The organism is Pseudonocardia sp. McavD-2-B (genome assembly GCF_024124365.1).
Taxonomy (GTDB): Bacteria; Actinomycetota; Actinomycetes; order Mycobacteriales; family Pseudonocardiaceae; genus Pseudonocardia; species Pseudonocardia alni.
Window position 1 is genome coordinate 1 of sequence record NZ_JAMXSG010000002.1, and the last position, 23053, is coordinate 23053.

Annotated in this window: 29 protein-coding genes and 3 tRNA genes; 20 read left to right on the forward strand and 12 right to left on the reverse strand. The window is 73.3% G+C overall.

The window, feature by feature from the left end:
- The 4 genes from NH602_RS00570 to mrf all read right to left on the reverse strand — a co-directional run.
- A partial coding sequence (locus NH602_RS00570) for an AAA family ATPase (protein WP_253066711.1) occupies positions 1-2364 on the reverse strand: 2364 nt, incomplete at its 3' end.
- Between the two features lie 70 nt (positions 2365-2434).
- Positions 2435-2713 carry a hypothetical protein gene (locus tag NH602_RS00575; protein ID WP_253066712.1) on the reverse strand — a complete coding sequence of 93 codons (279 nt, stop codon included), beginning with the start codon at positions 2711-2713 and terminating at the stop codon, positions 2435-2437.
- A gap of 91 nt (positions 2714-2804) precedes the next feature.
- Positions 2805-2984, reverse strand: coding sequence for a 50S ribosomal protein L32 (rpmF, locus tag NH602_RS00580; RefSeq protein WP_161151242.1), 180 nt, complete (start codon positions 2982-2984; stop codon positions 2805-2807).
- Positions 2984-4237: a ribosome hibernation factor-recruiting GTPase MRF gene (gene mrf / locus NH602_RS00585; RefSeq protein ID WP_253066713.1), complete on the reverse strand. Its 1254-nt coding sequence runs from the start codon at positions 4235-4237 to the stop codon at positions 2984-2986. Before mrf ends, rpmF begins: the two co-directional genes overlap by 1 nt.
- 81 nt (positions 4238-4318) lie before the next feature.
- Between mrf and rpmG (NH602_RS00590) the strand changes: the two genes are divergently transcribed.
- The 14 genes from rpmG (NH602_RS00590) to rplA all read left to right on the forward strand — a co-directional run bounded on the left by rpmG (NH602_RS00590) (position 4319) and on the right by rplA (position 9723).
- Positions 4319-4486 (forward strand): 50S ribosomal protein L33, encoded by a 168-nt coding sequence (gene rpmG, locus NH602_RS00590; protein WP_020623297.1) that lies wholly within the window; start codon positions 4319-4321, stop codon positions 4484-4486.
- A complete protein-coding gene (gene rpsR / locus NH602_RS00595; protein WP_073576501.1) occupies positions 4486-4728 on the forward strand; it encodes a 30S ribosomal protein S18 in 243 nt (80 codons plus the stop codon). The genes rpmG (NH602_RS00590) and rpsR overlap by 1 nt, the downstream gene beginning before the upstream one ends.
- Positions 4729-4731: 3 nt before the next feature.
- A complete protein-coding gene (rpmB, locus tag NH602_RS00600; RefSeq protein WP_073576500.1) occupies positions 4732-4968 on the forward strand; it encodes a 50S ribosomal protein L28 in 237 nt (78 codons plus the stop codon).
- Entirely contained in the window at positions 4968-5273 is a 306-nt protein-coding gene (gene rpsN / locus NH602_RS00605; RefSeq protein WP_073576499.1) for a 30S ribosomal protein S14, read from the forward strand. The genes rpmB and rpsN overlap by 1 nt, the downstream gene beginning before the upstream one ends.
- 126 nt (positions 5274-5399) lie before the next feature.
- Positions 5400-5472, forward strand: a tRNA-Thr gene (locus NH602_RS00610).
- A gap of 40 nt (positions 5473-5512) precedes the next feature.
- Positions 5513-5588: transfer RNA gene (locus NH602_RS00615), tRNA-Met, on the forward strand.
- Between the two features lie 42 nt (positions 5589-5630).
- Positions 5631-5798, forward strand: a complete 168-nt coding sequence (gene rpmG / locus NH602_RS00620; RefSeq protein WP_020623293.1) for a 50S ribosomal protein L33 — start codon at positions 5631-5633, stop codon at positions 5796-5798.
- Positions 5799-5824: 26 nt separating this feature from the next.
- Entirely contained in the window at positions 5825-6292 is a 468-nt protein-coding gene (locus NH602_RS00625) for a MaoC family dehydratase N-terminal domain-containing protein (protein ID WP_253066714.1), read from the forward strand.
- Positions 6289-6738, forward strand: coding sequence for a MaoC family dehydratase (locus NH602_RS00630; protein WP_253066715.1), 450 nt, complete (start codon positions 6289-6291; stop codon positions 6736-6738). Before NH602_RS00625 ends, NH602_RS00630 begins: the two co-directional genes overlap by 4 nt.
- 109 nt (positions 6739-6847) lie before the next feature.
- A tRNA-Trp gene (locus NH602_RS00635) sits at positions 6848-6923 on the forward strand.
- Positions 6924-7055: 132 nt separating this feature from the next.
- A complete protein-coding gene (secE, locus tag NH602_RS00640; RefSeq protein WP_062397901.1) occupies positions 7056-7403 on the forward strand; it encodes a preprotein translocase subunit SecE in 348 nt (115 codons plus the stop codon).
- Positions 7404-7461: 58 nt separating this feature from the next.
- The gene (gene nusG / locus NH602_RS00645) at positions 7462-8409 is read left to right on the forward strand and encodes a transcription termination/antitermination protein NusG (RefSeq protein ID WP_253066716.1); all 948 of its coding nucleotides are present in this window, start codon (positions 7462-7464) and stop codon (positions 8407-8409) included.
- A gap of 71 nt (positions 8410-8480) precedes the next feature.
- Positions 8481-8915: a 50S ribosomal protein L11 gene (gene rplK / locus NH602_RS00650; protein ID WP_073576496.1), complete on the forward strand. Its 435-nt coding sequence runs from the start codon at positions 8481-8483 to the stop codon at positions 8913-8915.
- An 85-nt stretch (positions 8916-9000) separates the two neighbouring features.
- Complete coding sequence (gene rplA / locus NH602_RS00655; RefSeq protein WP_161151962.1) at positions 9001-9723, forward strand: 50S ribosomal protein L1; 723 nt, start codon at positions 9001-9003, stop codon at positions 9721-9723.
- Between the two features lie 71 nt (positions 9724-9794).
- Here rplA and NH602_RS00660 read toward each other — a convergent pair whose 3' ends face one another.
- From NH602_RS00660 to NH602_RS00675, 4 genes are all read right to left on the reverse strand, one after another.
- Entirely contained in the window at positions 9795-10895 is a 1101-nt protein-coding gene (locus NH602_RS00660) for a CaiB/BaiF CoA-transferase family protein (protein ID WP_161151961.1), read from the reverse strand.
- A gap of 59 nt (positions 10896-10954) precedes the next feature.
- Entirely contained in the window at positions 10955-11239 is a 285-nt protein-coding gene (locus NH602_RS00665; protein ID WP_073576493.1) for a hypothetical protein, read from the reverse strand.
- A 92-nt stretch (positions 11240-11331) separates the two neighbouring features.
- Positions 11332-11742 carry a sterol carrier protein gene (locus tag NH602_RS00670; RefSeq protein WP_062397890.1) on the reverse strand — a complete coding sequence of 137 codons (411 nt, stop codon included), beginning with the start codon at positions 11740-11742 and terminating at the stop codon, positions 11332-11334.
- A 141-nt stretch (positions 11743-11883) separates the two neighbouring features.
- Entirely contained in the window at positions 11884-12558 is a 675-nt protein-coding gene (locus NH602_RS00675; RefSeq protein WP_062397888.1) for a response regulator transcription factor, read from the reverse strand.
- Positions 12559-12613: 55 nt separating this feature from the next.
- On the opposite strand from NH602_RS00675, the gene NH602_RS00680 reads away from it, so the two are divergent.
- Complete coding sequence (locus NH602_RS00680; RefSeq protein WP_253066717.1) at positions 12614-13897, forward strand: sensor histidine kinase KdpD; 1284 nt, start codon at positions 12614-12616, stop codon at positions 13895-13897.
- Between the two features lie 82 nt (positions 13898-13979).
- Positions 13980-15086: an NDMA-dependent alcohol dehydrogenase gene (locus NH602_RS00685; protein ID WP_073576491.1), complete on the forward strand. Its 1107-nt coding sequence runs from the start codon at positions 13980-13982 to the stop codon at positions 15084-15086.
- A gap of 70 nt (positions 15087-15156) precedes the next feature.
- Here the strand turns inward: NH602_RS00685 and NH602_RS00690 are convergent, their stop codons facing one another.
- Genes NH602_RS00690 through NH602_RS00705 form a run of 4 tightly spaced genes read right to left on the reverse strand, consistent with a single transcriptional unit; the run spans position 15157 to position 18677 of the window.
- Entirely contained in the window at positions 15157-16176 is a 1020-nt protein-coding gene (locus tag NH602_RS00690) for an LLM class F420-dependent oxidoreductase (protein WP_253066718.1), read from the reverse strand.
- Entirely contained in the window at positions 16173-17447 is a 1275-nt protein-coding gene (locus NH602_RS31710; RefSeq protein WP_253066719.1) for a cytochrome P450, read from the reverse strand. Before NH602_RS31710 ends, NH602_RS00690 begins: the two co-directional genes overlap by 4 nt.
- A 37-nt stretch (positions 17448-17484) precedes the next feature.
- Complete coding sequence (locus NH602_RS00700) at positions 17485-18264, reverse strand: coniferyl-alcohol dehydrogenase (RefSeq protein WP_253066720.1); 780 nt, start codon at positions 18262-18264, stop codon at positions 17485-17487.
- The gene (locus NH602_RS00705) at positions 18261-18677 is read right to left on the reverse strand and encodes an SCP2 sterol-binding domain-containing protein (protein WP_253066721.1); all 417 of its coding nucleotides are present in this window, start codon (positions 18675-18677) and stop codon (positions 18261-18263) included. Before NH602_RS00705 ends, NH602_RS00700 begins: the two co-directional genes overlap by 4 nt.
- An 88-nt stretch (positions 18678-18765) precedes the next feature.
- Here NH602_RS00705 and NH602_RS00710 point away from each other — a divergent pair, with 88 nt between their 5' ends.
- From NH602_RS00710 to NH602_RS00725, 4 genes are all read left to right on the forward strand, one after another.
- Positions 18766-20199, forward strand: coding sequence for an aldehyde dehydrogenase family protein (locus NH602_RS00710; protein ID WP_253066722.1), 1434 nt, complete (start codon positions 18766-18768; stop codon positions 20197-20199).
- A 64-nt stretch (positions 20200-20263) separates the two neighbouring features.
- On the forward strand, positions 20264-20842 hold the full coding sequence (locus NH602_RS00715; protein WP_161152751.1) for a TetR/AcrR family transcriptional regulator: 579 nt from the start codon (positions 20264-20266) through the stop codon (positions 20840-20842).
- Between the two features lie 308 nt (positions 20843-21150).
- Positions 21151-22275, forward strand: a complete 1125-nt coding sequence (locus NH602_RS00720) for an ABC transporter ATP-binding protein (RefSeq protein WP_253066723.1) — start codon at positions 21151-21153, stop codon at positions 22273-22275.
- Positions 22272-23051: an ABC transporter permease gene (locus NH602_RS00725; protein ID WP_208826765.1), complete on the forward strand. Its 780-nt coding sequence runs from the start codon at positions 22272-22274 to the stop codon at positions 23049-23051. The genes NH602_RS00720 and NH602_RS00725 overlap by 4 nt, the downstream gene beginning before the upstream one ends.
- Positions 23052-23053: the final 2 nt, after the last annotated feature.

Consider the following 23053-nt stretch of genomic DNA (forward strand, 5'->3'; position numbering starts at 1 on the left):
TGCGAGGTCGGCACGGGCCGCTGCGCCCAGTGCGCACAGCGCCAGCTCGCCGAGGTGGTGCGGGTACTCCGCCCGCAGCACCCCGAGCGCGGTGGCGACGCGGTCCGCGGCCAGGGCCGCGTCGCCCCGCCAGCGCGCCGACTCGGCCCCGACGACGCCCTGCAGCAGCGCGGCCTGGTCGTGCACCGGTGGCTCGGTGGCCAGCACGGAGAGCAGCTCCTCGGCGCCGTCGAGGTCGCCGCGGGCCACGCCGACCAGCGCCCCCGCCACCGCCAGCTGCCCGGTGACGCGCAGCGGGAGCGTGGGGTCGACGTCCCCGGCGGTCCGGACGGCGGCGTCCCACTCCCCGCGCTGGACGTCGACGCGGACCTGCGCGATCCGGAACTCCAGGCCGTACCCGCCCCAGAGCAGGCCGTACGCGGCGGCCCGGCGGGCCCCCTCGGCGAGCTCGTCCGCGGCGGCGTCGAGCAGGCCGTCCTCGATGAACGACACCCCGCGGTTCCACACCGTCCGCAGCTCGACGACCCGGTTCCCGGACGCGGCGGCCAGCGAGGACGCCCCGGCGAGCCGGTCCCGGGCCGCCTGCGGGTCCCCCTCCATCCGGGCGCAGAAGGCCAGGGTGATGAGGGCGTCCGCGCAGACCGCGCTGAGGTCGCGGTACGCGGCCGACCCCTCCGCGGGCGGTGCGGTGTCGTGGACGGCACGGGCCACCGCCAGCGACGCGCGGGCGTGCGACCAGGCGGGCTCGTCGTGGTCGGCGTTGAGGTGCGCCCGCGCGAGCACGGCGTGCGCCCAGGCCGGCTCCGTGCCGGGCGGGCCCCCGGCCAGCAGCTCGACGGCCTCGGTGGCCGCGGCCACCGCCGCGTCCACCCGGGCTCCGCTGTCGAGCAGCCGCATCGCGTAGTGCCGGCGCGTTTCGGCCCTGGCGTGTGGATCCTCGCCGAGGTCGGCGACCCGGACCGCGCGGGCCCCGAGGGCGATGCCCCGTTCCGGGTCGCCCGAGGCGCTCGCCGCCCAGGCCGCCTCCCGGGTCAGCGCGCTCTCGGAGACCCCGGTGAGCCGCTCGGGGTCCTCGACGGCGGACCACAGCTCCAGTGCCCGCTCGGCGTGGGCCAGCATCTCGGCCGGTCCGTGCCGCCGGTGGGCCTCCTCGGCGGCACGCACCGACGCCGCGAGCGCCCGCGGCAGGTCGTGCGCGGCCAGCGCGTGCCGGGCGAGCGCGGCGGCCACCCCGGGGTCGTCTTCCCGGCCGGCGAGCAGCGCGGTGAGCCGGGCGTGCAGCCGGACCCGTTCGGCCGGGAGCAGGTCGTCGTGGACGGCCTCGCGGAGCAGGGCGTGCCGGAAGGCGTAGGACTCCGCGCCCGGCGCCGGGTCCGGGACGAGCAGGTGGTGCGAGACCGCCTCCCGCAGCCCCGCCTCCAGCTCGGCCGCGGACAGCTCGGACGCGTCGCGCAGCAGGTCGTGGGGGATGCTCCGCTCGGCCAGCGACGCCACCCGCAGCACCTCGCGCGCCGGTCCGCCGAGCCGGTCCAGCCGGGTGAGCAGCACGTCGGCCAGGCCGCCCGGCAGGCCGTCGGACCCCGCCGCGACCAGCTCCTCGGCGTAGAAGGCGTTGCCCTCGCTGCGGGCGGCGATCCGGCGCAGGGTGGCCTCGTCGACACCCCCGGTGGCCGCCCGGGCCCGGACCAGGGCCAGCACGGCGTCGGGTGTGAGCGGGCCCAGCTCGACCCGCCGGACGGCGGGCAGCCGGACGAGCTCGGCCAGCGACGAGCGCAGCGGGTGCCTGCGGTGCAGGTCGTCGGAGCGGTAGGTGCCCAGCACCAGCAGCCGTTGCGAGCCCAGCCGGGCGAGCAGGAACGCGAGCAGCTCGCGGGTGGAGCGGTCCGCCCAGTGCAGGTCCTCCAGCACGACCAGCAGCGGCGCCGCCGCGGCCGCGTCGCGCACGGCACCGGCCACCGCGTCGAACACCTGCAGGCGCCCGGAGTCCCCGTCACCCGTCGCGGGACGGGGCGCCTCCGCCGCGCCGGGCAGCAGCCCGTGCAGCACCGGCCGCAGCGCGGTGCCCGCCCGGGCCAGCGCGTCGAGCACCTCGGAGAAGGGAAGGTAGGGGAGTGCGGCGCCGCCCGCGTCGAGACACCGCCCGACGACGACCTGCGCGCCCGCCCCCGCGGCGGCCCGGCCGAGTGCGGTGGCGAGCCGGGACTTGCCGATCCCCGCCTCCCCGGCGAGCAGCACGGCGCGGGCCCGCCCTGCCCGGGCGGCGTCGAGGTCGCGGAGCAGACCGGCGAGCTCGTCCGCGCGGCCCACCAGTTCGTCCGGGTCCGGGCCGGGCGCGCCGTCCCCGTGGGTCGCTCCCGCGGTCATGGAGCGCATCGTGGCACGGGCCACCGACACTCCCGGGGGCGCGACGGCGGCACCCGCCCGTCCGCGCGGCTCAGGCACGCGGCCCGGCCGGGACCTGCCCGTCCGGTGCCGCCGGGTGGTGTGTCCGGTCCGGTGCCGGTCCGGCGACGGTGGTCCCGCGGGGGACCGGCCGCCGGGCGGCGGTGAGCCGGGCCCGCAGCCGCAGCCACAGCCGCCCCATCACCGACGGGCCGGCCGCGCCGCGCGCCAGCCGCTCCGTGCGGTACCGGTCCGCCTCCTCCCGCAGCCGGGCCTGCCGCTGCTCGGCGAGGGCGACGAGATGGTCCATCGGGATGTGCGTCATCAGCATGACGACGACACTGCGGCTGAGGGGCCGCCCGGGGCATCGGGCGATCACGCCGTCCCGCGGGCCGCCCGGGGCCCGCGGGTAAGGGGTGCCCTCAGCCCCGTCCGGCGGGCGGGGACAGCAGGCCCCGGCGGTAGGCCGGGACGAGGGCGCGCGGCACCAGGTGACGGCGTCCCTCCAGGGTGAGCGGCACCAGGTCGGGTGTGGTCGCCTTCCACTGCGACCGGCGGTGCCGGGTGTTCGATCGCGACGTCCGTCGCTTGGGAACGGCCATCAGAGGTCTCCTTCTCGGTCGGAACGGACGGTGGGGTCGTCCAGGGTGGCGGGCCCCACGGGCTCGGACTCGGCGCAGGGCTCGTCGTGGGCCCAGCCGAACGGGTCGGGCAGGGCGGCCCAGGCGTCCTCGCCCGCGGCGATCTCGGCGTCGGTGAGCAGCGCGGAGCGCAGGGCGGCGTCGATCTCGTCGGGGTCGGCGTCGTGGCAGATCGCGACGAGGTCCTGGGCGCGGTCGCCCCAGCGCGGGTGCCAGGCCAGGGCGGCCAGCGCCCGGCGCTGGTCGCCGGCCTCGGTCCACGCCTGCTCGTCGGCGCCGGCCAGCCAGTCGCCGGCGTGGCCGATCCGCATGCCGCCGCCCGCGCTCTCCACCCACAGCACCGCGTCGGGACGGGTGGCGAGCCAGACCCGGCCGCGGGCCCGCACGACGCCGTCGAGCAGGCTGTCGATCGCGTCGTGCAGCCGGTCCGGGTGGAACGGGCGTCGCGCGGAGAACAGCAGGGTGCGGACGCCGCTGTCGGCGTCCAGCGGGGGTGTCCCGCGCAGCAGCGGGTCGTGCACGCCACCCGGGACGCCGCGGCGGGACGCGGGGTCGAGCCCGTCGCAGAAGACCCGGTGGTCGGCCCGCCCGGCGAGCAGCCGGGGTGCGGTCGGGCACAGCCGGTCCAGGACGGCGGCGGTCCGGTCCGCGCCCCCGGGCCCGACTGCGTGGGTCAGCACCAGGACGTCGGCGAACTCGGCCTGCCCGACGGCGAGCTGGGCGACGGTCCGCTCGTCGTCGGGCAGCGTGGACAGCCCGCGCTCGGGCAGGGTCGCGTCCCCGGTGGCGTCGTCCAGCCAGTGGTCCGGGTCGAGCACGGCCACCACCCCGCGCAGGTCGACGAGGTCGGTCGCGGTGCAGGCCTCGCCGCCACCCGGCGGCTCGAACACCACCGCCCCCAGCGCCCAGCACACCGGCTCCGGTTCCAGGCGCGGGTCCAGGTGCAGCACCACCCGGTCCACCGTCCCGGCCAGCGCGGCCAGGGTCGGCAGCACGTCCTCCCGGATGGTGCAGCTCACACAGCCGTGGGCGAGCTCCAGCACGGTGCGCTCGTCGCGGCCCGCGTCGCGCAGTCGCCGGTGCACCACACCGCGGCCCAGGTCGCGCAGGTCGTGGTGGAGCACGACGACACCCGGGTCCAGCTCGCGCATCCGCGTGATCGTCCGCTCCACCCCGTCGGGCTCGGTCCCGCACAGGACCACCAGCTCGGTCATGTCTTCCTCCCGGAGTCGGACGTGGTCACGGTCCGGTGTAGCGTAAACGAAAACGATTCCCATGTTGAGAGGAGGGGCGCGATGGCCAAGTCGACCGACGTCCGGCCGATCGTGAAGCTGCGCTCGACGGCGGGGACGGGCACGACCTACGTGACCCGCAAGAACCGCCGCAACGACCCGGACCGCCTGGTCCTGCGCAAGTACGACCCGAAGGTGCGCAGGCACGTCGAGTTCAAGGAGGAGCGCTGATGCCCGCACGTCCCAAGCCGGTGCGCGCGCCGCGACGCAAGCCCAACCCGCTGAAGCAGCGGGGGATCGAGCACGTGGACTGGAAGGACGCCGCGCTGCTGCGCACGTTCATCTCCGACCGCGGCAAGATCCGCGCCCGCCGGGTGACCGGACTCACCGGCCAGCAGCAGCGGCAGGTGGCCACCGCGATCCGCAACGCGCGAGAGATGGCCCTGCTGCCCTATCCGCACGCGGGACGGTGAGCGATGGCGAAGCGCTGTGACCTGACCGGCCGCGAGCCGGGCTTCGGCAAGTCGGTCTCGCACTCCCACCGGCGCACCAGCCGGCGCTGGGACCCCAACGTGCAGACCCGCCGCTACTGGCTGGCCGAGGAGAACCGCTGGGTGCGGCTCACGCTCTCGGTGAAGGGGATCAGGACGGTGGACCGGATCGGCGTCTCCGCCGCGGTGGCGAGGATCCGGGCGAACGGGGTGAAGGTCTGATGGCCACGACCGGGCAGATCGCGAAGAACGAGCGGCGGAAGGAGATCGTCGCCCGCTACGCCGAGCGGCGGGCCGAGCTCAAGGCGCTCATCGCCCGCCCGTCGACGCCGGAGCCGGAGCGGGCCGCCGCGGTCGCCGAGCTGCGCCGCCAGCCGCGCGACGCCAGCGCGACCCGGGTCCGCAACCGCGACTCGGTCGATGGACGCCCCCGCGGGCACCTCCGCAAGTTCGGGGTGTCCCGGGTCCGGCTGCGCGAGCTCGCACACGACGGCGCACTGCCGGGTGTCCGCAAGTCGAGTTGGTGACGAACGGCGGTTGACCTGCAGGAGCCGGGTTCCGGGACCCCCCGTTCGGGGGCCCGGGGCCCCGGTGTAAAGTTCTTCCCGTCGGTGAGAGCGAGGCCCTCGGGCCCGCGGGACACCGGTGCTGCCGCCCCCTTAGCTCAGTCGGCAGAGCGTCTCCATGGTAAGGAGAAGGTCTACGGTTCGATTCCGTAAGGGGGCTCTACAAGGGGCCTCGCCGCATGCGGCGGGGCTTCTTGCATGACGGTGTAGCTCAGTTGGTAGAGCAAGCGGCTCATAATCGCTGTGTCGCCGGTTCAAGTCCGGCCATCGTCACCACGTTGGCGCATCATTCACGAGACATGCTGGGAGGCACCCGCGATGGCCAAGGCCACGGACGTGCGGCCGAAGATCACTCTGGCCTGCGAGGAGTGCAAGCACCGCAACTACATCACCAAGAAGAACCGGCGGAACGACCCCGACCGGCTCGAGATCAAGAAGTTCTGCCCGAACTGCGGCACCCACCGGGCGCACCGCGAGACCCGCTGAGTGCGTAGCGAGTCCCGGAGCTGACAGTGGTCGACCAGTCCTGGGTCGGGCACAGTTCGGACCCGGTCGGGCCGTACCAGGTCGGTCGCGAGAAGATCCGCGAGTTCGCCGTCGCCATCGGTGACGGCGATCCGCTCTTCCGTGACGTGGACGCGGCACGTGCCGCGGGTCACGCCGACCTGGTGGCCCCGCCGACGTTCCCGACCTGCTTCACGATGCCGGTCATCGAGGGCTTCCTCCGGGAACCCGCCTTCGGGTGGGACTACACCCGCATGGTCCACGGCGACCAGCGGATCACCTTCCGCAGGCCGGTCGTCGCCGGCGACGAGCTCACCACGGTGCTGCACGTCGACGAGCTGCGCACCCGGGCCGGCAACCACATGTTGACGCTGCGCTGCGAGGTCACCGACGCGGCGGGCGAGCCGGTGGCGACCACGCACTCGATGCTGGTCAGTCCCGCCAGTGAGGACGCGGGCAGCGAGGGGGACGCGTGAGTGCACCGCTGACCCGGCGGACCGCCGCCGCCTGCGCCAAGGGCGACGCGCTGCCGTCGCTGACCGTGCAGGTCACCCGCGCCGACCTGGTGCGCTACGCCGGTGCTTCCGGTGACCTCAACCCGATCCACTGGAGCGACCGCGTCGCCGCGGTCGCCGGGCTGCCCGGTGTGATCGCGCACGGCATGCTCTCGATGGCCCTCGCCGGCCGCGTGCTGACCGCGTGGACCGGGGATCCGGCCGCGATCCGCAGCTACGGCACCCGCTTCACGCGGCCCGTCGTCGTCCCGGACGACGACGCCGGCGCCACCGTCGAGCTCTCCGGCACCGTCGCCGAGGTGCGCGAGGAGGGCGGGGAGCGGATCGCCGTCGTCGATCTCAAGGCGGCCTTCGAGGGGAAGACGGTGCTCGGCCGGGCCCGCGCCGAGGTCGTCCTCCCAGGGTGAGGCGACCCGGGGTGCGGGCCCGCGGAAGCGGGTGCGTACACTCGTTCCAGCCGGACGCACCGGACGATCCGTTGCGTCCGCCCCGCCGCCACGTGGTGGATCGGGGCAAAGGGGTGTAGCTCAATTGGCAGAGCAGCGGTCTCCAAAACCGCAGGTTGCAGGTTCAAGTCCTGTCACCCCTGCCACGACGCCGCAGGCCGCCGGAGATCACGGCGGTGCGGCCGACGGCACGGACGGCGAAGCGACGAGGGTTCTCCCGAAGCGGAGGACGTGACCGAGGGCGGGCGGACGCCCGCCACGTGCGGAGGGCGACACGCGTGAGCGACGAGCACGAGTCGGAGCGGCCCGGGCGGGAGCGCCCGAGCAACGCCGCCGACCGTCGTGGGCGGCGGGCCTCCGGCTCCGCGAGCACCCCCGGCAAGGGCCGTGCCACCCCGACCCGCGCCACCGCGGCGACGAAGGAGAAGAAGCCGTCGCTCTTCGCCCGGCTCGCCCGGTTCCTGCGCGAGGTCGTCGCCGAGCTCCGCAAGGTGATCTGGCCCGACCGCGGCCAGATGGTGAAGTACACCATCGCGGTCCTGATCTTCGTGTCGATCATGGTGGCGCTGGTGTTCGTGCTGGACTCGGCGTTCGCCGAGGGCGTCGCCCTGCTGTTCGGCAACTGACGCGAGTACGAACGCCGACCGGCTCCGACCGACACCGAACAATGGAAGCGAGTAGGACGTGACCTCCGACAGCAAGGCGTACGACGAGGCGGCCGACGAGGCCGCGATCGACGCCGTCGCCGAGAACGCGGCCGACGAGACGCTGCCCGAGCAGTCCGTCCAGGACGCCGACGTCGAGGCGGCGCACGGTGAGGACGCCGTCTCCGGCGACTACACCGAGGCCGACGACGACAGCACCCCCGGCGCCGAGGCGGAGACGCTGGACGGCGAGGGCGAGACGGTCCCGACCGCCGAGGACGCGGACGACACCGGCGACGCCGACTCCGGGGACGCCGACTCCGACGGTGCGGACGCCGCCGCGGAGGAGCCGGCCGAGGACGTGGATCCGGAGGAGGAGCTGCGCGCCGCACTGCGTCGCGCGCCCGGTGACTGGTACGTCGTCCACTCCTACGCGGGCTACGAGAACAAGGTGAAGTCGAACCTCGAGACCCGGGCGCAGACCCTGGACGTCGAGGACTACATCTTCCAGGTCGAGGTGCCCACCGAGGAGGTCACCGAGATCAAGAACGGGCAGCGCAAGAAGGTCCAGCGCAAGGTGCTGCCCGGCTACATCCTGGTGCGGATGGAGCTCAACGACCAGTCCTGGGGCGCGGTGCGGAACACGCCGGGCGTCACCGGTTTCGTCGGCGCGACGTCCAAGCCGTCGCCGCTGACGATCAACGAGGTCGTGAAGTTCCTGCTGCCGAAGGTCGAGGCCCCCAAGAAGGAGGCCGAGGCCGGCAGGACCGCGTCCGGCGGCGGCTCCGGCTCGTCCGGCGGCGCCCCCACCATCGAGGTCGACTTCGAGGTCGGCGAGTCGGTCACCGTCATGGACGGCCCGTTCGCCACGCTCCCCGCGAGCATCTCCGAGGTCAACGTCGACGCCCAGAAGCTCAAGGTGCTGGTCTCGATCTTCGGCCGGGAGACCCCGGTCGAGCTCGGGTTCAACCAGGTCTCCAAGATCTGATCGCACCCGTGAGGAACGTCCGCGGCATGGCAGGGCCGCGTGGCGTGCACATCGATCACTGAGGAACGGACATGCCCCCCAAGAAGCGGAAGCTCTCCGCGATCATCAAGCTCCAGATCCAGGCAGGCGCAGCGACGCCGGCCCCGCCGGTCGGCCCCGCACTGGGTCAGCACGGCGTCAACATCATGGAGTTCTGCAAGGCCTACAACGCGGCGACCGAGGCCCAGCGCGGCAACATCGTGCCGGTCGAGATCTCGGTCTTCGAGGACCGGTCGTTCTCCTTCGAGCTGAAGACCCCGCCCGCGGCGCGGCTCCTGCTCAAGGCGGCCGGTGTCGAGAAGGGCTCCGGCGAGCCGCACAAGACCAAGGTCGCCAGCGTGACCATGGCCCAGGTCCGGGAGATCGCCCAGGTCAAGATGAACGACCTGAACGCGAACGACCTCGACCAGGCCGCCAAGATCATCGCCGGCACCGCCCGGTCGATGGGCATCACGGTCGACGGCTGAGCGAGCCCCCCACACCACCCGTACGCGTGGGAGAGCCGGGCGCGGCTCCGACCACGACCTGACCTCTCTAAGGAGACGAGGACAGATGGCACAGCGCAGCAAGGCCTACCGAGAGGCCGCCGCGAAGATCGACGCGGACCGCCTCTACTCGCCGCTGTCGGCGGCGAAGCTGGCCCAGGACACGTCCAGCAAGAACACCGACGCGACCGTCGAGGTCGCGATGCGGCTGGGCGTCGACCCCCGCAAGGCGGACCAGATGGTCCGCGGCACCGTGAACCTGCCGCACGGTACCGGTAAGACCGCCCGGGTCATCGTGTTCGCCACCGGCGACAAGGCCACCGAGGCCGAGGCCGCCGGCGCCGACGCCGTGGGCGCCGAGGACCTCATCGAGCGGATCCAGGGCGGGTGGCTCGACTTCGACGCCGCCATCGCGACCCCGGACCAGATGGCCAAGGTCGGCCGCATCGCCCGCATCCTCGGCCCGCGTGGCCTGATGCCGAACCCGAAGACGGGTACCGTGACGCCGGACGTCACGAAGGCCATCAACGAGATCAAGGGCGGCAAGGTCAACTTCCGGGTCGACAAGCAGGCCAACCTGCACCTCGTCATCGGCAAGGCCTCGTTCGACACCGAGAAGCTGGTGGAGAACTACGGCGCCGCCTACGACGAGATCCTGCGGCTCAAGCCGTCGGCCGCCAAGGGCCGCTACGTCAAGAAGATCACCGTCTCCACCACCACCGGGCCGGGCATCCCGGTGGACCCGAACCGCACCCGCAACCTGCTGGTCGCGGACGAGGAGACCGACTGATCGACTGATCAGCACCTGACACGACGACGCCCCCGGTTCCCTGCGGAACCGGGGGCGTCGTCGTGTGCGGGTCAGGCCCAGTCGCGCAGGACGTCCTCGACGCTCTCCGGGCCGGTGCCGCGACCGGCGGTCTCGGTGACCGTGCGGGAGAAGCGCGGTGCCGGGGCGGCCTGGGGCACGCCGTCGGAGGTGACGATCGTGCCGCGCGCGGTCAGGTGCGCGTTCTCGCGGGCCTCGGCGAACGACAGCACCGGGGTGGTGCAGGCGTCGGTGCCCTCGAAGACCGCGGCCCACTCGTCGCGGGGCTTGGAGGCGAACACCTCGGTGAACCGGGCCCGCATGGCCGGCCAGCCGCCGCGGTCGTACTGCGGGCCGAGGTCGTCCTCGGTGAGCCCCAGGCCGGCGATGAGCTGGGCGTAGAACTGCGGCTCCAGCGCCCCGACGGCCATGTGCCCGCCGTCGGCGCAGGTGTAGGTGTCGTAGAACGGGGCGTGCCCGTCGAGCAGGTTGGAGTCGCGCTCGTCGACCCAGGCGTCCTGGGACAGGAAGCCCCAGAACATCTGGTTCAGCACGCTGACACCGTCGACCATGGCGGCGTCGACGACCTGGCCCTGCCCGGAGGCCTTCGCCTCCCAGATCGCGGCCAGCACGCCGACGACGAGCAGCATCGACCCGCCGCCGAAGTCCCCGACCAGGTTCAGGGGCGGGACCGGACGCTCCCCGGCGCGGCCGATCGCGTGCAGCGCACCGGTCAGCGAGATGTAGTTCAGGTCGTGCCCGGCGCGCGGCGCCATCGGGCCGTCCTGGCCCCAGCCGGTCATCCGCCCGTAGACCAGGCGCGGGTTGCGGGCGTGGCAGTCCTCGGGGCCGACGCCGAGGCGCTCGGTGACGCCCGGCCGGTAGCCCTCCAGGAGGACGTCGGCGGACTCGACCAGCCGCAGCACGGTCTCCCGGCCCGCCGGGTCCTTCAGGTCCGCGGTGACCGAGCGCCGGCCGCGCGCCGTCGGGTCGGGTACCGCGTCGGACCCGAGCTTCAGCCCGCCCGACGGCCGGTCGACGCGGACGACGTCCGCCCCGAGATCGCCCAGGATCATCGCCGCGTGCGGCCCCGGCCCGATCCCGGCCAGCTCGATCACCTTCAGTCCGGCCAGCGGACCCTTGCCCCGTGTCACCGTGGACCTCCTCGTCGCGCGATCGGTTCCCGGCGACGGTAGCGACCCGGCGCCGGTGCTCAGCCGGTCGACTCGCGAGCCGGCTCCTCGTAGTCCCAGATGTCCTTGCCGATCTCACGGACGGGATGGTCGGTCGCGTCCCGTTCCTGGATCGTGTAGGCGTAGCGGCCGTGCTGCCAGCCGTCCCGCGTCGCGACCTCCAGCAGGCAGGCCTCGGCCCAGCCGTGCCACTCGTCGAAGTCGCGGGGCAGCGGGTCGGGTGCGTCGCACTCGATCTCGGTCATCCGGTGCAGCACGCCCCGCAGGGGCTGCCAGGCGTGCACGTCCAGCCAGATGTTGTCCATCGCCGGCGCCTCCGTCGGGTGGGGTCGACCCCCAGTCTCGCCGGGCGCCGTCGTGGCGGGCCGGACGGCCGGGGGTCTTCACCCGATCGTGGTCAGGCCTTCAGCAGGTCCTCGCGGCCCTCGGCCTCGAGCTTCGCCTTGTACGGGCCGAAGAGCTGCTTGGCGATCGGCAGCAGCTTGAGGACCTTCGAGACCGGGCCCTTGGCGCGGACGTCGCCCTTGGCCATCGCGACCGGGAGGATGACCTTGCCCAGCCAGAACCGGTTGCCGGTGTCGGCGGACATGAACAGCTCGATGTTCGGGTCGGGGCCCTGCCCGGCGCCGGTGTGGATCTCGGAGTTCGGCATGTCCACGGTCAGGACGGCGTCCGGGTTCGTGTATGTGATCCGCAGGACGACCCCGGACGGCTGCAGCTTCGCCACCAGGTCCGGGTCGGCCATCCCGATCCGGAACACCCCGCCCAGGTACTCGTAGACCTCGGCCTCGTCGGCGAACACGGCCATCAGCGCCTCCTCGCGAGATGTGGCCGGGCAGGATGCCGCCCGGCACGTCGCCGCGAGTCTGTCCCGCGCCGTCCGGGGCGCGCAGCCGATCACCGGGCCAGGCTTGGCCCGTCCGGGCCGTGCGGCGTGCCGGCGCGGACCTCAGCGGCCGGCCGGGTGCTCGTCGAGCAGCCCGCAGCGCCCCGCCAGCGCGGCCGCCTCGATCCGGTTCGCCGCGCCCAGCTTGTGCAGCAGCGAGGCGATCATGCGCTTGGCGGTGCGCTCGCTGACCAGCATCGGGCGGGCGATGTCGGCGGTCTCCAGGCCCCGCGCCAGCAGCGTCCACAGCTCGATGTCGCGCTCACCGAGCCGGTCGAGCAGGCCGTCGGCGGTGCGGTCGGCCGCGACGAGCAGCGCGTCGAGCAGCTCCGCACGCAGTACCCGCACCCCGGCCGCGATCGACAGCAGCGGCGCGACCAGTACCTCCGGGTCGGCGGACTTGCCCAGGTAGCCGTCGGCGCCGGCGCGCATCGCGGCGGCGGCGAGGTCCAGGTCCTCGGTGCCCGACAGCGCCAGCACCCGGGTGGCGGGGTAGGCGGCCTTGACCCGGCGGATCGTCTCCACCCCGCCCAGCGGGGGGAGCGCGAGGTCGACGATCGCGATCCCGGCCCGGTGCCTCCCGACCAGCGCGACGGCGTCCTCCCCGGCGGTGGTCGAGCCCGCGACCCGGAAGGTGTCCCCGGCGCGGGACTCCAGCAGCAGGGCGAGGCCCTGTGCGAACAGGGCGTGGTCGTCGACGATGACGACCACGTGCGGCGCTGTCGGCACGGGCGGCATGGTCGGTGAGCCTAGTGTGGCCGCCGACCCCGTCCGCTCCCGAGAGGCCTCGACCGTGACCGCGCACGCCGGTGAACTGCCCGAACGCACCCGGGAGGAGCGCCAGGCCGTCGTCCTGAGGATCTGCGTCGTGCTCGGCGCTGTCGGCCTGCTGGTGGCCCGGCCGGACCTCACCGGAGCCCGGCCGGTCGTCGCCGCCGTCCTGATCGGGCTGAGCGCGGTCTACGCGGCCGCGCTCGGCGTCGTCTCGGTGCTCCGCGGGCGGCTGCCCGTTCCGCCGGCCGTGCTGACCGGGATCGACGGTCTGCTCGCCCTGCTCGCCTGCGGACTCACCGGCGGGGTGGCGAGCCCGATGGTGGCCGCGCTGCCGCTGGTCGTCATCGCGATCGCGCTCCGCGGCGGGCACCGGCTCGGGCAGCTCGTCGCGCTCGGTCTCGGCGTCGGCTACACCGTGGCGGCGCTACTCGGCTCCGACCCGGGAATCACGGTCGGCGCCGCGGTCGTCGCGGGACTGTGGTGGACCGGTTTCCTGTTCGCGACGGCGGTGCTCACCGGGGTGCTCGTGCGCCTGCTGGAACGCCAGCTCGCCGACATCGCCACCACCCGGGCCCGGGCGGAGAGCGAGCACGAGCGTTACCTGTCCGAGCGCGCGCTGCGGGACCGGATCGTGTCCCAGAGCCGGGCCCGGCTGGACGGGGCCCGCGTCGTGCTGCACGAGTTCCGGACCCCGGTCGCCTCGCTGACCGCGCTGTCGGCCGACCTCGCCGCGGGCAGGCTGGGCGGGGACGCCGCCCGGCGGGCGTCGCGGCTGCTCGCCGACCACGCCGCCCACCTCCAGGACATGCTCGACGGGCTGGCCGACCTGGCCGTCGCCGACGGCAGCCCGCTCGGGCGCGACCGGCCCCGCCGCGTCGCGCTCGCCGAGCTGGCCGACGCCGTGCTCGACGCCGCCGGGATCGCCGCGCACCGGCGGCACCCGGTCGTCGAACCGGCCGGGGCCGCGGTCCACTGCGACCCGCAGCGGCTGCGCCGGATGCTCACCAACCTGGCCGAGAACGCCGCCCGGCACTCCGGTGACGAGGTCGTGGAGCTGCACCTGGCCCACGACGGCGCCGTGCTCACCGCCGAGGTCCGCGACCGCGGGCCCGGGCTGCCCGCGGGTCAGGAGGGCGTCGTGACGGCCAAGGGAGTCGCGCTGGGGGAGCGCCGCGGTACCGCCGGGCTGGGCCTGTGGATCGCCGAGGCGCTCGCGTCCGCGATGGACGGTGAGCTGAGCCTGCTCCCGCGTGAGGGCGGCGGGCTGGTCGCCCGGCTCACCCTGCCGCTCGCCGGCGCCTGAGGACCTCCCTGGCACCCGGGGGCCAGCGCTGGCGCGGGCGACGGCTGTGCCGGAGGTCTCCGCACGGCCAGGATCGACCGCCATGCGTACGACGGCAGCGGTGCTGTGGGAACCCGGTGGCAAGTGGGAGATCGAGGAGGTCGAGCTCGACTCCCCGAACGCCGGGGAGGTCATGGTCGAGCTGACCGCATCGGGGCTGTGCCACTCCGACGAGCACCTCGTGACCGGTGACCTGCCCGCGGTCCTGCCGATGGTCGGCGGCCACGAGGGCGCGGGCCGGGTCATCGAGGTCGGCCCGGGCGTCACCGAGCTCGAGGTCGGCGACCCGGTCGTCATGACCTTCCTGCCCTCCTGCGGGCGCTGCCCGTACTGCTCCAAGGGCCAGCCGAACCTCTGCAACGACGGCGCCGGCGCCACCCTCGGCCCGCAGCTCGACGGCACCTACCGGTTCCACGCCCGTGGCGAGGACCTGGGCCAGATGTGCCTGCTCGGCACGTTCGCCCGGCACACCGTGGTCCCGGTGAAGTCCGCCGTGAAGATCGACGAGGGCTTCCCGCTGGACCTGGCCGCGCTGGTCGGCTGCGGCGTCACCACCGGCTTCGGCTCCTCGGTGCGCACCGCGGACCTGCGGGCCGGGGACACCGCCGTGGTCATCGGGATCGGCGGCATCGGCGCGAACGCGGTGCAGGGCGCCCGAGCGGCGGGCTGCCGGTACGTCGTGGCCGTCGACCCGGTCGAGCACAAGCGTGAGCGCTCCCGCGAGCTGGGCGCCACGCACGTCGCCGCGAGCATCGACGAGGCCTGGGAGATCGTCAGCGAGCTGACCCGCGGGCAGATGGCCGAGGCGGCGGTCCTGTGCACGGGCGTCGCGATGGGCGAGGACCTGCAGCCCGCGCTGCAGCTGGTCGGCAAGCGCGGCCGGGTCGTCGTCACGGCGCTGGCCCGGGCCGAGGAGGAGACGGCGTCGCTGTCGCTGCTCGACCTCACGCTCTACGAGAAGCAGATCCGCGGCGCGCTGTTCGGCAGCTCCGCGGCCCAGTTCGACATCCCGCGGCTGCTGGAGATGCACAACCTCGGCCACCTCAAGCTCCGTGAGCTGATCACCAAGGAGTACACCCTCGACCAGGTCAACGAGGGTTACGAGGACATGCGTTCCGGACGCAACATCCGCGGCCTGATCCGCTACTGACCGCCCCCGGCGCGCACCGACGGCCCCGGCCCGCACGAGCGGGACCGGGGCCGTCGGTGTGGGGAGCGGGTCAGCCGTCGACGAGCTCGCGCACGGTGCGCAGGTGCTCCGGGCTGCCGTCGACGACCATCGTCGTGATCAGCGAGTCGCGGAACACCGGCAGCTCCTCGGCGATCTTCGCCTTCGGGCCGATCAGGGCCACCTGCTCGACCATCGAGGTCGGGACGGCCGTCGCGGCCGCGTCCTTGTCCCCGCCCAGATAGAGCTCCTGGATGCGGGCGCACTCGTCGTCGTAGCCCATGCGGGCGAAGACCTCGTAGTGGAAGTTCGCGCCCGTGGCGCCCATCCCGCCGATGTAGAGCGCGAGGAACGGGCGGATCCGGTCCGCGGCGGCCTCGACGACGTCGTCGACGACGACCTGCACCATGCAGACGACCTCGAAGCCGTCCGGGCGCCCGCCGCGGGCGGCGAACCCGGCGTCGAGGGACTCGCGGTAGTGCGCGTCGTGCCGGGGCGCGTAGAACAGCGGCTGCCAGCCGTCGGCGATCTCGGCGGCCAGAGCGACGTTCTTCGGGCCCTCCGCGGCGAGCAGGATCGGCAGGTCGGTGCGGTACGGGTGCAGGGTCGAGCGCAGCGGCTTGCCCAGCCCGGTGCCGCCCGGGTGCGGGATCGGGTAGTGCGGGCCGTCGGAGAGCACCTTCTCCCGCGCGATCGTGTCCCGCAGGATCCGGACGTACTCCCGGGTGCGGGCCAGCGGCCTCGGGTACGGCTGCCCGTACCACCCCTCGACGACCTGCGGCCCGGACGCGCCGATGCCCAGCACCATCCGGCCGCCGGACAGGTGGTCCAGGGTCATGGCGGCCATCGCCGTCGCGGTCGGGGTGCGCGCGGACATCTGCACGACCGAGGTGCCCAGGCGCATCCGCGAGGTCCGCGAGCCGAGCCAGGACAGCGGGGTGAACGCGTCCGAGCCGTAGGCCTCGGCCGTCCACATCGAGTCGAAGCCGAGGTCCTCGGCGGCGTCGACCTTCTCCACGGCCCCCGGCGGCGGTCCGGCACCCCAGTAGCCCAGTGCCAGACCGAGCTTCACGAGCCCGTCCCGAAGGTCACCGGTAGCCGCTTGATGCCGTTGATGAAGTTGCCGGTCAGCCACTCCGGCTCGCCGACCGACAGGTCCGGGACGCGGGCGAGCAGCTGGTGGAACAGCGCCCGCAGCTGGGTCTTGGCCAGGTGATGGCCCAGGCAGAAGTGCGGGCCGCCGCCGCCGAAGCCGACGTGCGGGTTCTCGGCGCGGGTGATGTCGAAGACGTGCGGGTCGGCGAACACGGCGGCGTCGCGGTTGCCGGAGTGGTAGAACATCACGACCCGCTCGCCCTCGGCGATCTTCTGCCCGCGGATCTCGGTGTCGCGGGTCGCGGTCCGCCGGAAGGTCAGCACGGGGCTGGCCCAGCGGACGAACTCCTCGACGGCCGGCGTGATCCGGTCGTCGAACTCCTCGGTCAGCAGCTGCTTCTGCCCCGGGTTGCGGTCCAGCGCGAGGATCGCGTGGCTGGAGGTCTGCCGGGTGGTGTCGTTGCCCGCGACGCACAGCAGGACGAAGAACGCCGCGATCTCCTCGTCGGTCAGCGCGTCACCGTCGACCTCGGCCTGCACCAGGGCGGTCATGAGGTCGTCCGCGGGGGACTCGCGGCGCAGCGCGGACAGCTCGAACGACGCCGTGTGCAGCGTCATCAGCCCGTTGAGCAGCACCGCCATCGGGTCGCCCTCGCCGATGTAGTCCGGGTCGTTCCAGCCGACCATGGCGTTGGCGGCGTCGGCGACCTCCTGCCGCTTCTCCGGCGGGATGCCGATCATCTGCGAGATCGTCCACATCGGCAGCCGCGCCGCGACCGCGGTCACGAAGTCCGCCGAGCCGTCGCCGGCGAGCAGGTCGTCGACGATGAGCCGGGCCTGCTCGGCGATCTGCTCCTCGATCTGCCGGACCCGGCGCGGGGTGAACACCGAGCTGATGACCTTGCGCTGGCGGTGGTGGCGCGGTGCGTCCATCGCGAGGATGGAGTGCGCGGCCTCCAGCATGTCCTCGGGCACGTCCTCCAGCATCACGCCGCCGTACTGCTGGCCGGACGCGAAGGTCTCGGCGTCGCGGCTGACGGCCTGGATGTCGGCGTGGGTGACCAGCGCCCAGAACCCGGGGGCGTCCGGGTCGGGCAGCAGATCGGTCTCGGCCGGCGGGTGCCAGGACAGCGGACGCTCGCGGCGCAGCTCGGCGAACCGCTCCTCGCGGGCGTCCGGGGTCTGTGCCCAGAACGCCTGGGTGGAGATGTCGAGCGGGTCGTACGGGCGCTTCTCCGTCGTGGTCACGGGGTTGCCTCCTCGCGGTTGCGTCGTCGGAACCGGATCAGATATGGGGTGGGGGGACCATGCCCGTCAGCACGGCACCGCTGATGCCGCCGTCGGCGACGAGCGCGTGCCCGTTGATCCAGGCGGACTCCGGACCGGCCAGGAACAGCACCGGACCGGCGATGTCGGCGGGGGTGGCGTGCCTGCCGAGGAACGCGGCGAGCGCGTCGAGGTTCTCCTTGCCCATCGACTCCTCGAAGTCGCCGAGGATGGGCGTCTCGACCGGTCCGGGGCAGACGGCGTTCATCCGCACCCCGTTCTCGCCGAACACGGGGGCCATGAGCATCGTGTAGACGATCAGGGCCTCCTTCGAGAAGTTGTAGGTGTTGCCCGCCTGCGGGTGCTCGGCGAACCAGGTGAGCCCCTCGTCGACGGTGTCGGTGGCGAGCAGCTCGCGCAGCGCCGCCAGCCGGTCGGCCCAGCCGTAGCCGGCGATGGAGGCGACGTTCACGATCGCCCCTCCGGGGCGGATCCGTTCGACGACCGACTCGGTCAGGTGACGGAGCCCGAGCAGGTTCACCCGCAGCACGAGCTCCGCGGGTGCGGTGCCGGGCACCCCGGCCACGTTGCAGAGGGCGTCGAACTCCCCGTCCAGGGCGGCGACGGCGGCGTCGATCGACGTGACGTCGGACAGGTCGCAGTACACGTGCCGCGCGACGCCGACGGGGGCGTCCTTCAGGTCCAGCGAGACGACCTCGTCGCCGGCGTCGACGAACCGGCGCGCGACCTCGGCGCCGATCCCGGACGCGGCACCGGTCACCAGTACCCGGCGGCTCACGTGGTGACCAGGAGGTCCTGGCGGCCGTCGGCCTCGAGGCGCTCGACGTAGGTCGGGAACAGTCGCTTGGACAGCGGGGCGAGCTGCAGGAGCTTGGTGACGGTGCCGTCGATCTTCACCTTGCCCTTGGCCATGGCGAAGGTCAGGTTGACCGTGCCCTGCCAGTAGGCGTTCGCGGTCTCGGTGGACATGGTCATCGTGGCCTGCGGCTCGGGGGCGCCGGCGTCGGAGCCCTTCCAGACCTTCGCCCCGGGCAGGTCGATGATCAGCGCGGAGTCGGGGTCGGTGCACTGCTGGCGCAGGACCAGTCCGGTGCCGCGGAGCTTGGGCTCCAGTTCGGGGTCGGCCAGGGCGGCCTCGAAGATGCCACCGATGTAGCGGTACAGCTCGTCCTCGTCGGCGAATCCGGGCACGGTTCCTCCACGTCGTCGTGAGTGTGTGACCTTGTACCCGGAACGTAACGTAGATTATGTTACTGGGGAAGTACCCGACCCCGACGACGTGGGAGAGCCGCCGATGGGCGTGACCGAGACCGGTGGGCCCACCGGGGCCGTAGGAGCGGACGCCGGCGGGCCGTCCGTCGCCGAGCAGGTGGCCCGGCTGCGCGCCACGTTCCGTGGTGGCCGGACCCGTGACCGGAGCTGGCGGCTGCGCCAGCTGGGCGGTCTGGAGCGGATGCTCACCGAGGCCGAGGACGAGTTCGTCGCGGCCCTGGCCGCGGACCTCGGCCGTCCCCGCGTCGAGGCCTGGATGGCCGACCTGGCCCCGACCGTCGCGGAGTCCCGCCACGCCCGGAGGCACCTGCGCCGCTGGATGCGCCCGCACCGGGTCGGTCCGCTGTCGGTGCAACCGGGGTCGGCGCGCTGGGTGCACGAGCCGCTCGGGGTCGTGCTGGTCATCGGGCCGTGGAACTACCCGGCGTACCTCACGCTCGCGCCGCTGGTGGCCGCGTTCGCGGCCGGGAACTGCGCCGTGGTGAAGCCGTCGGAGTACGCGCCCGCGACCGCCGAGGTGCTCGCCCGGCTGCTGCCGCGCTACACCGATCCGGACGCCGTCGCCGTCGTCACCGGGGGGCCGGGGGAGACCCAGGAGCTGCTCGCGCAGGGCCTGGACCACGCGTTCTTCACCGGTAGCCCGGAGGTCGGGGCGAAGGTGATGGCCGCCGCGGCGCCGCACCTGACCCCGGTCACGCTCGAGCTGGGCGGGAAGAGCCCGGTGATCGTCGCCGCGGACGCCGACGTCGAGGTCGCCGCGCGCCGGATCGCCTGGACCAAGCTCATGAACTCCGGCCAGACCTGTGTCGCCCCGGACTACCTGCTCGTCGACTCCGCCGTCCGCGACGAGCTGGTCGAGCGGCTCGTCGCCGAGACCGCGCGGATGCGCGGCGGCGCGGGCGGGGGCGTGCGGATCGTCGACGCCCGGCAGGCGGCGCGACTCGCGGGCCTGCTCGCCGACGACCACGGGGGCACCGTGGTGGCCGGCGGGACGATCGACCCGGAGACCCGCACCGGGGAGCCGACGGTCGTGCTCGACCCGCGGCCGGGGTCACGGCTGATGACAGAGGAGATCTTCGGCCCGATCCTGCCGGTGCTGACCGTCGACGGTGTCGACGCCGCGATCGCGCACGTCAACGCCGGTCCGAAGCCCCTGGCCGCCTACGTGTTCACCGGCTCGTCGCGCACCGCGGAGCGGGTCACCCGCGAGGTCCCCGCCGGGGCGACCGTCGTCAACCATCTGATGTTCCACGTGCTGGTGCCCCGGCTGCCCTTCGGGGGAGTGGGGCGCAGCGGTTCCGGCGCCTACCACGGGCGGTTCGGGTTCGAGACCTTCTCGCACCGGCGGGCGGTGCTGCGCAAGCCGGCCCGGCCCGATCCCGGCATCGTCTACCCGCCCTACGACGGGCGGACCGAACGCCTGCTGCGCAGGATCTTCTGATCGGACACGCGTCCGGCGTGGCACCCTGGTGGGTCGGCACGGGTCGTGGAGAGGGGGCGGGCGGGTGGCCAGGAGAGCGGGGCGGCAGATCGCTGCCGAGCAGTACTACGACGCCGCGATGTCGATCCTCGCGCGCGAGGGCGCGGCCGGGCTCAAGATCGGTCCGTTGTGCCGGTCGCTCGGCGTGACCAGCGGGTCGTTCTACCACCACTTCGGCGGCTGGGCGGGCTTCGTCCGTGGCCTGCTGCGCTACTGGGAGGCCGAGCAGACCGACCGGATCGTCGAGCTGGCCCGGGCGACCGCGGACCCGGTCGAGCGGATCGACGTGGTCAAGCAGCTCACGGTGGCCCTGCGGCACGACGCCGAGGCCGCGATCCGGGCGTGGGCGCAGATCGACCCCGAGGTCGGCCGCGCCCAGGCGCGGGTGGACGTGCAGCGCCGGATCGCGCTGGAGCAGGTGGTGGCCGACGTCGTGCCCGACCCGGACGACGCCCGCAGGCTCGCCGTCTTCGGCATCTCGCTGATGGCCGGCTACCAACAGACCTGCGACCCCCGCGACCGGGATCTCCTGCGTGCCCTGTTCGACGACTACCAGCGCCTCATCCTGTCGCACGCCCCGCACGTGACGCCGCCGATCGGGTGATCCTCCGTGCGGGTGGGGGCGTGGTCGCCGACTCGGTCGTACCGCGGCAATCGGGCCGTTCGGACCAGCCCTGCTACCCGGCCGGGAGCACTGTTACCCACGGTCCGCAACATTGCACGGTAATCTGTAACCCACGGTAACCATAACGTAGATTACGGCATGGTCACCGATCGGCGACCCCGCCGACCCGCCAGTAACCCCCGACGCGCAGACTCGTTGTGCCGTTCAGCACCGACGACTGGCCCCCGCTCCCCAGCGTTCCCGGGCCCCGGTGCGGTTCGTCGGTCTATTGCGCGAGGAGGCGACACGTGACCGGTGTCGAGGTGAAGGTCGAGGGGCTGACGAAGTCCTTCGGTCGGGCCAACATCTGGTCGGACGTGACCCTGACGCTGCCCGCGGGTGAGGTGTCGGTGCTGCTCGGACCGTCGGGTACCGGTAAGTCGGTGTTCCTGAAGTCCCTGATCGGGCTGCTCAAGCCGGAGCGGGGGTCGATCGTGATCGAGGGCGTCGACCTGTGCAAGTGCTCGGAGTCCGAGCTGTACGAGATCCGGAAGCTGTTCGGGGTGCTGTTCCAGGACGGTGCGTTGTTCGGGTCGATGAACCTGTTCGACAACATCGCGTTCCCGTTGCGGGAGCACACGCGCAAGTCGGAGTCGGCGATCCGCGACATCGTCATGGAGAAGATCGACATGGTCGGTCTGGTCGGTGCCGAGGGCAAGCTGCCGGGTGAGATCTCGGGTGGTATGCGTAAGCGGGCGGGGCTGGCGCGGGCGTTGGTGCTGGATCCGAAGATCATTCTGTTCGACGAGCCGGACTCGGGTCTGGATCCGGTGCGTACGGCGTATCTGAACCAGCTGATCATCGATCTGAATGCGATGACGGACTCGACGTTCCTGATCGTGACCCACGACATCAACTCGGCGCAGACGGTGCCGGACAACATCGGGTTGCTCTACCGCAAGCACCTGGCGATGTTCGGCCCCCGTGAGGTGTTGCTGACCTCCGACGAGCCGGTGGTGGCGCAGTTCCTGAACGGGCGTCGGGAGGGTCCGATCGGGATGTCGGAGGAGAAGGACGCCGCCCAGGCCGCCCGCGAGATGGAGGAGGCCGGTGAGCTCGAGGGTCGCCCGCCGATGAAGCCGCAGCTCGTGGCGTCGACCGGGATGCCGGACCGGCAGGCGGTGCACCGTCGTCGGGAGCGGGTCCAGGCGATGCTGCACGAGCTGCCCTCCTCGGCGCAGGACGCGATCCGGGAGCAGTACGCCGACAGCGACGCGCAGGCGGACGGCCCGTCGCAGGACGGCACCACCCGTCAGATGGCCCGCAGCGGCGCGACGGTGAGCGACGACCGTCCCACCGACATCCACCCGCGCATCACCGACGACACCCCGGACCCGGGCGGTCGTCACCAGCTCTCCGGCGGTGAGCGGTGAGCACCCCCAGCCCCGTCACGCGGGCGCTCACCCCGGTCGGCAGGTTCTTCGGCCTGTTCGCCGAGATCGGCCGCCAGGGGCTGCGCCGGCCGTTCCAGTGGCGCGAGCTCGTCGAGCAGACCTGGTTCGTCACCAAGGTCTCCGCGCTGCCGACCGCCCTGTTCACCATCCCCTTCGGCGCGACGATCGCGCTGCTGCTCGGTGAGCTGACCCGCCAGTTCGGCGCCCAGTCCCAGACCGGCGCCGGCGCGGTCCTCGCGATCGTGCAGCAGGCCGCCCCCATCGTCACCGCACTGCTGATCTCCGGCGCCGGTGGCTCCGCGGTCTGCGCGGACCTCGGAGCCCGGACCATCCGCGAGGAGATCGCGGCGATGGAGGTGCTCGGCATCTCGCCGATCCAGCGCCTGGTCGTGCCGCGGGTGCTCGCCATGGGCATCACCGCGCTGGTCCTGAACGGGCTCGCGACCTGCGTCGGCGTCGCGGGCGGCTACTTCTTCAACGTGATCATCCAGGGCGGGTCGCCCGGTGCGTACATCAACAGCTTCTCGGCGATCGCACAGGTCAGCGACATCGTCGTGTCGGAGCTGAAGGCGTTCCTGTTCGGCATCGTCGCCGGTGTCGTCGCCGCCTTCCGCGGCCTCAACCCGCCGCCCGGTGCGAAGGGTGTCGGTGACGCGGTGAACCAGGCCGTCGTCATCTCCTTCGTGCTCGTCTTCCTGATCAACCTCGTGCTCACCGCCCTGTACCTCGAGCTCGTCCCGCCGAAGGGCTTCTGATC

Coding starts and splice junctions, on each gene's coding strand:
- NH602_RS00575 (WP_253066712.1), bottom strand. CDS start 2,713: ATGCTGATGACGCACATCCCGATGGACCATCTCGTCGCCCTCGCCGAG.
- rpmF (WP_161151242.1), bottom strand. CDS start 2,984: ATGGCCGTTCCCAAGCGACGGACGTCGCGATCGAACACCCGGCACCGC.
- mrf (WP_253066713.1), bottom strand. CDS start 4,237: ATGACCGAGCTGGTGGTCCTGTGCGGGACCGAGCCCGACGGGGTGGAG.
- rpmG (WP_020623297.1), top strand. CDS start 4,319: ATGGCCAAGTCGACCGACGTCCGGCCGATCGTGAAGCTGCGCTCGACG.
- rpsR (WP_073576501.1), top strand. CDS start 4,486: ATGCCCGCACGTCCCAAGCCGGTGCGCGCGCCGCGACGCAAGCCCAAC.
- rpmB (WP_073576500.1), top strand. CDS start 4,732: ATGGCGAAGCGCTGTGACCTGACCGGCCGCGAGCCGGGCTTCGGCAAG.
- rpsN (WP_073576499.1), top strand. CDS start 4,968: ATGGCCACGACCGGGCAGATCGCGAAGAACGAGCGGCGGAAGGAGATC.
- rpmG (WP_020623293.1), top strand. CDS start 5,631: ATGGCCAAGGCCACGGACGTGCGGCCGAAGATCACTCTGGCCTGCGAG.
- rplK (WP_073576496.1), top strand. CDS start 8,481: ATGCCCCCCAAGAAGCGGAAGCTCTCCGCGATCATCAAGCTCCAGATC.
- rplA (WP_161151962.1), top strand. CDS start 9,001: ATGGCACAGCGCAGCAAGGCCTACCGAGAGGCCGCCGCGAAGATCGAC.
- NH602_RS00665 (WP_073576493.1), bottom strand. CDS start 11,239: ATGGACAACATCTGGCTGGACGTGCACGCCTGGCAGCCCCTGCGGGGC.
- NH602_RS00670 (WP_062397890.1), bottom strand. CDS start 11,742: ATGGCCGTGTTCGCCGACGAGGCCGAGGTCTACGAGTACCTGGGCGGG.
- NH602_RS00675 (WP_062397888.1), bottom strand. CDS start 12,558: ATGCCGCCCGTGCCGACAGCGCCGCACGTGGTCGTCATCGTCGACGAC.
- NH602_RS00685 (WP_073576491.1), top strand. CDS start 13,980: ATGCGTACGACGGCAGCGGTGCTGTGGGAACCCGGTGGCAAGTGGGAG.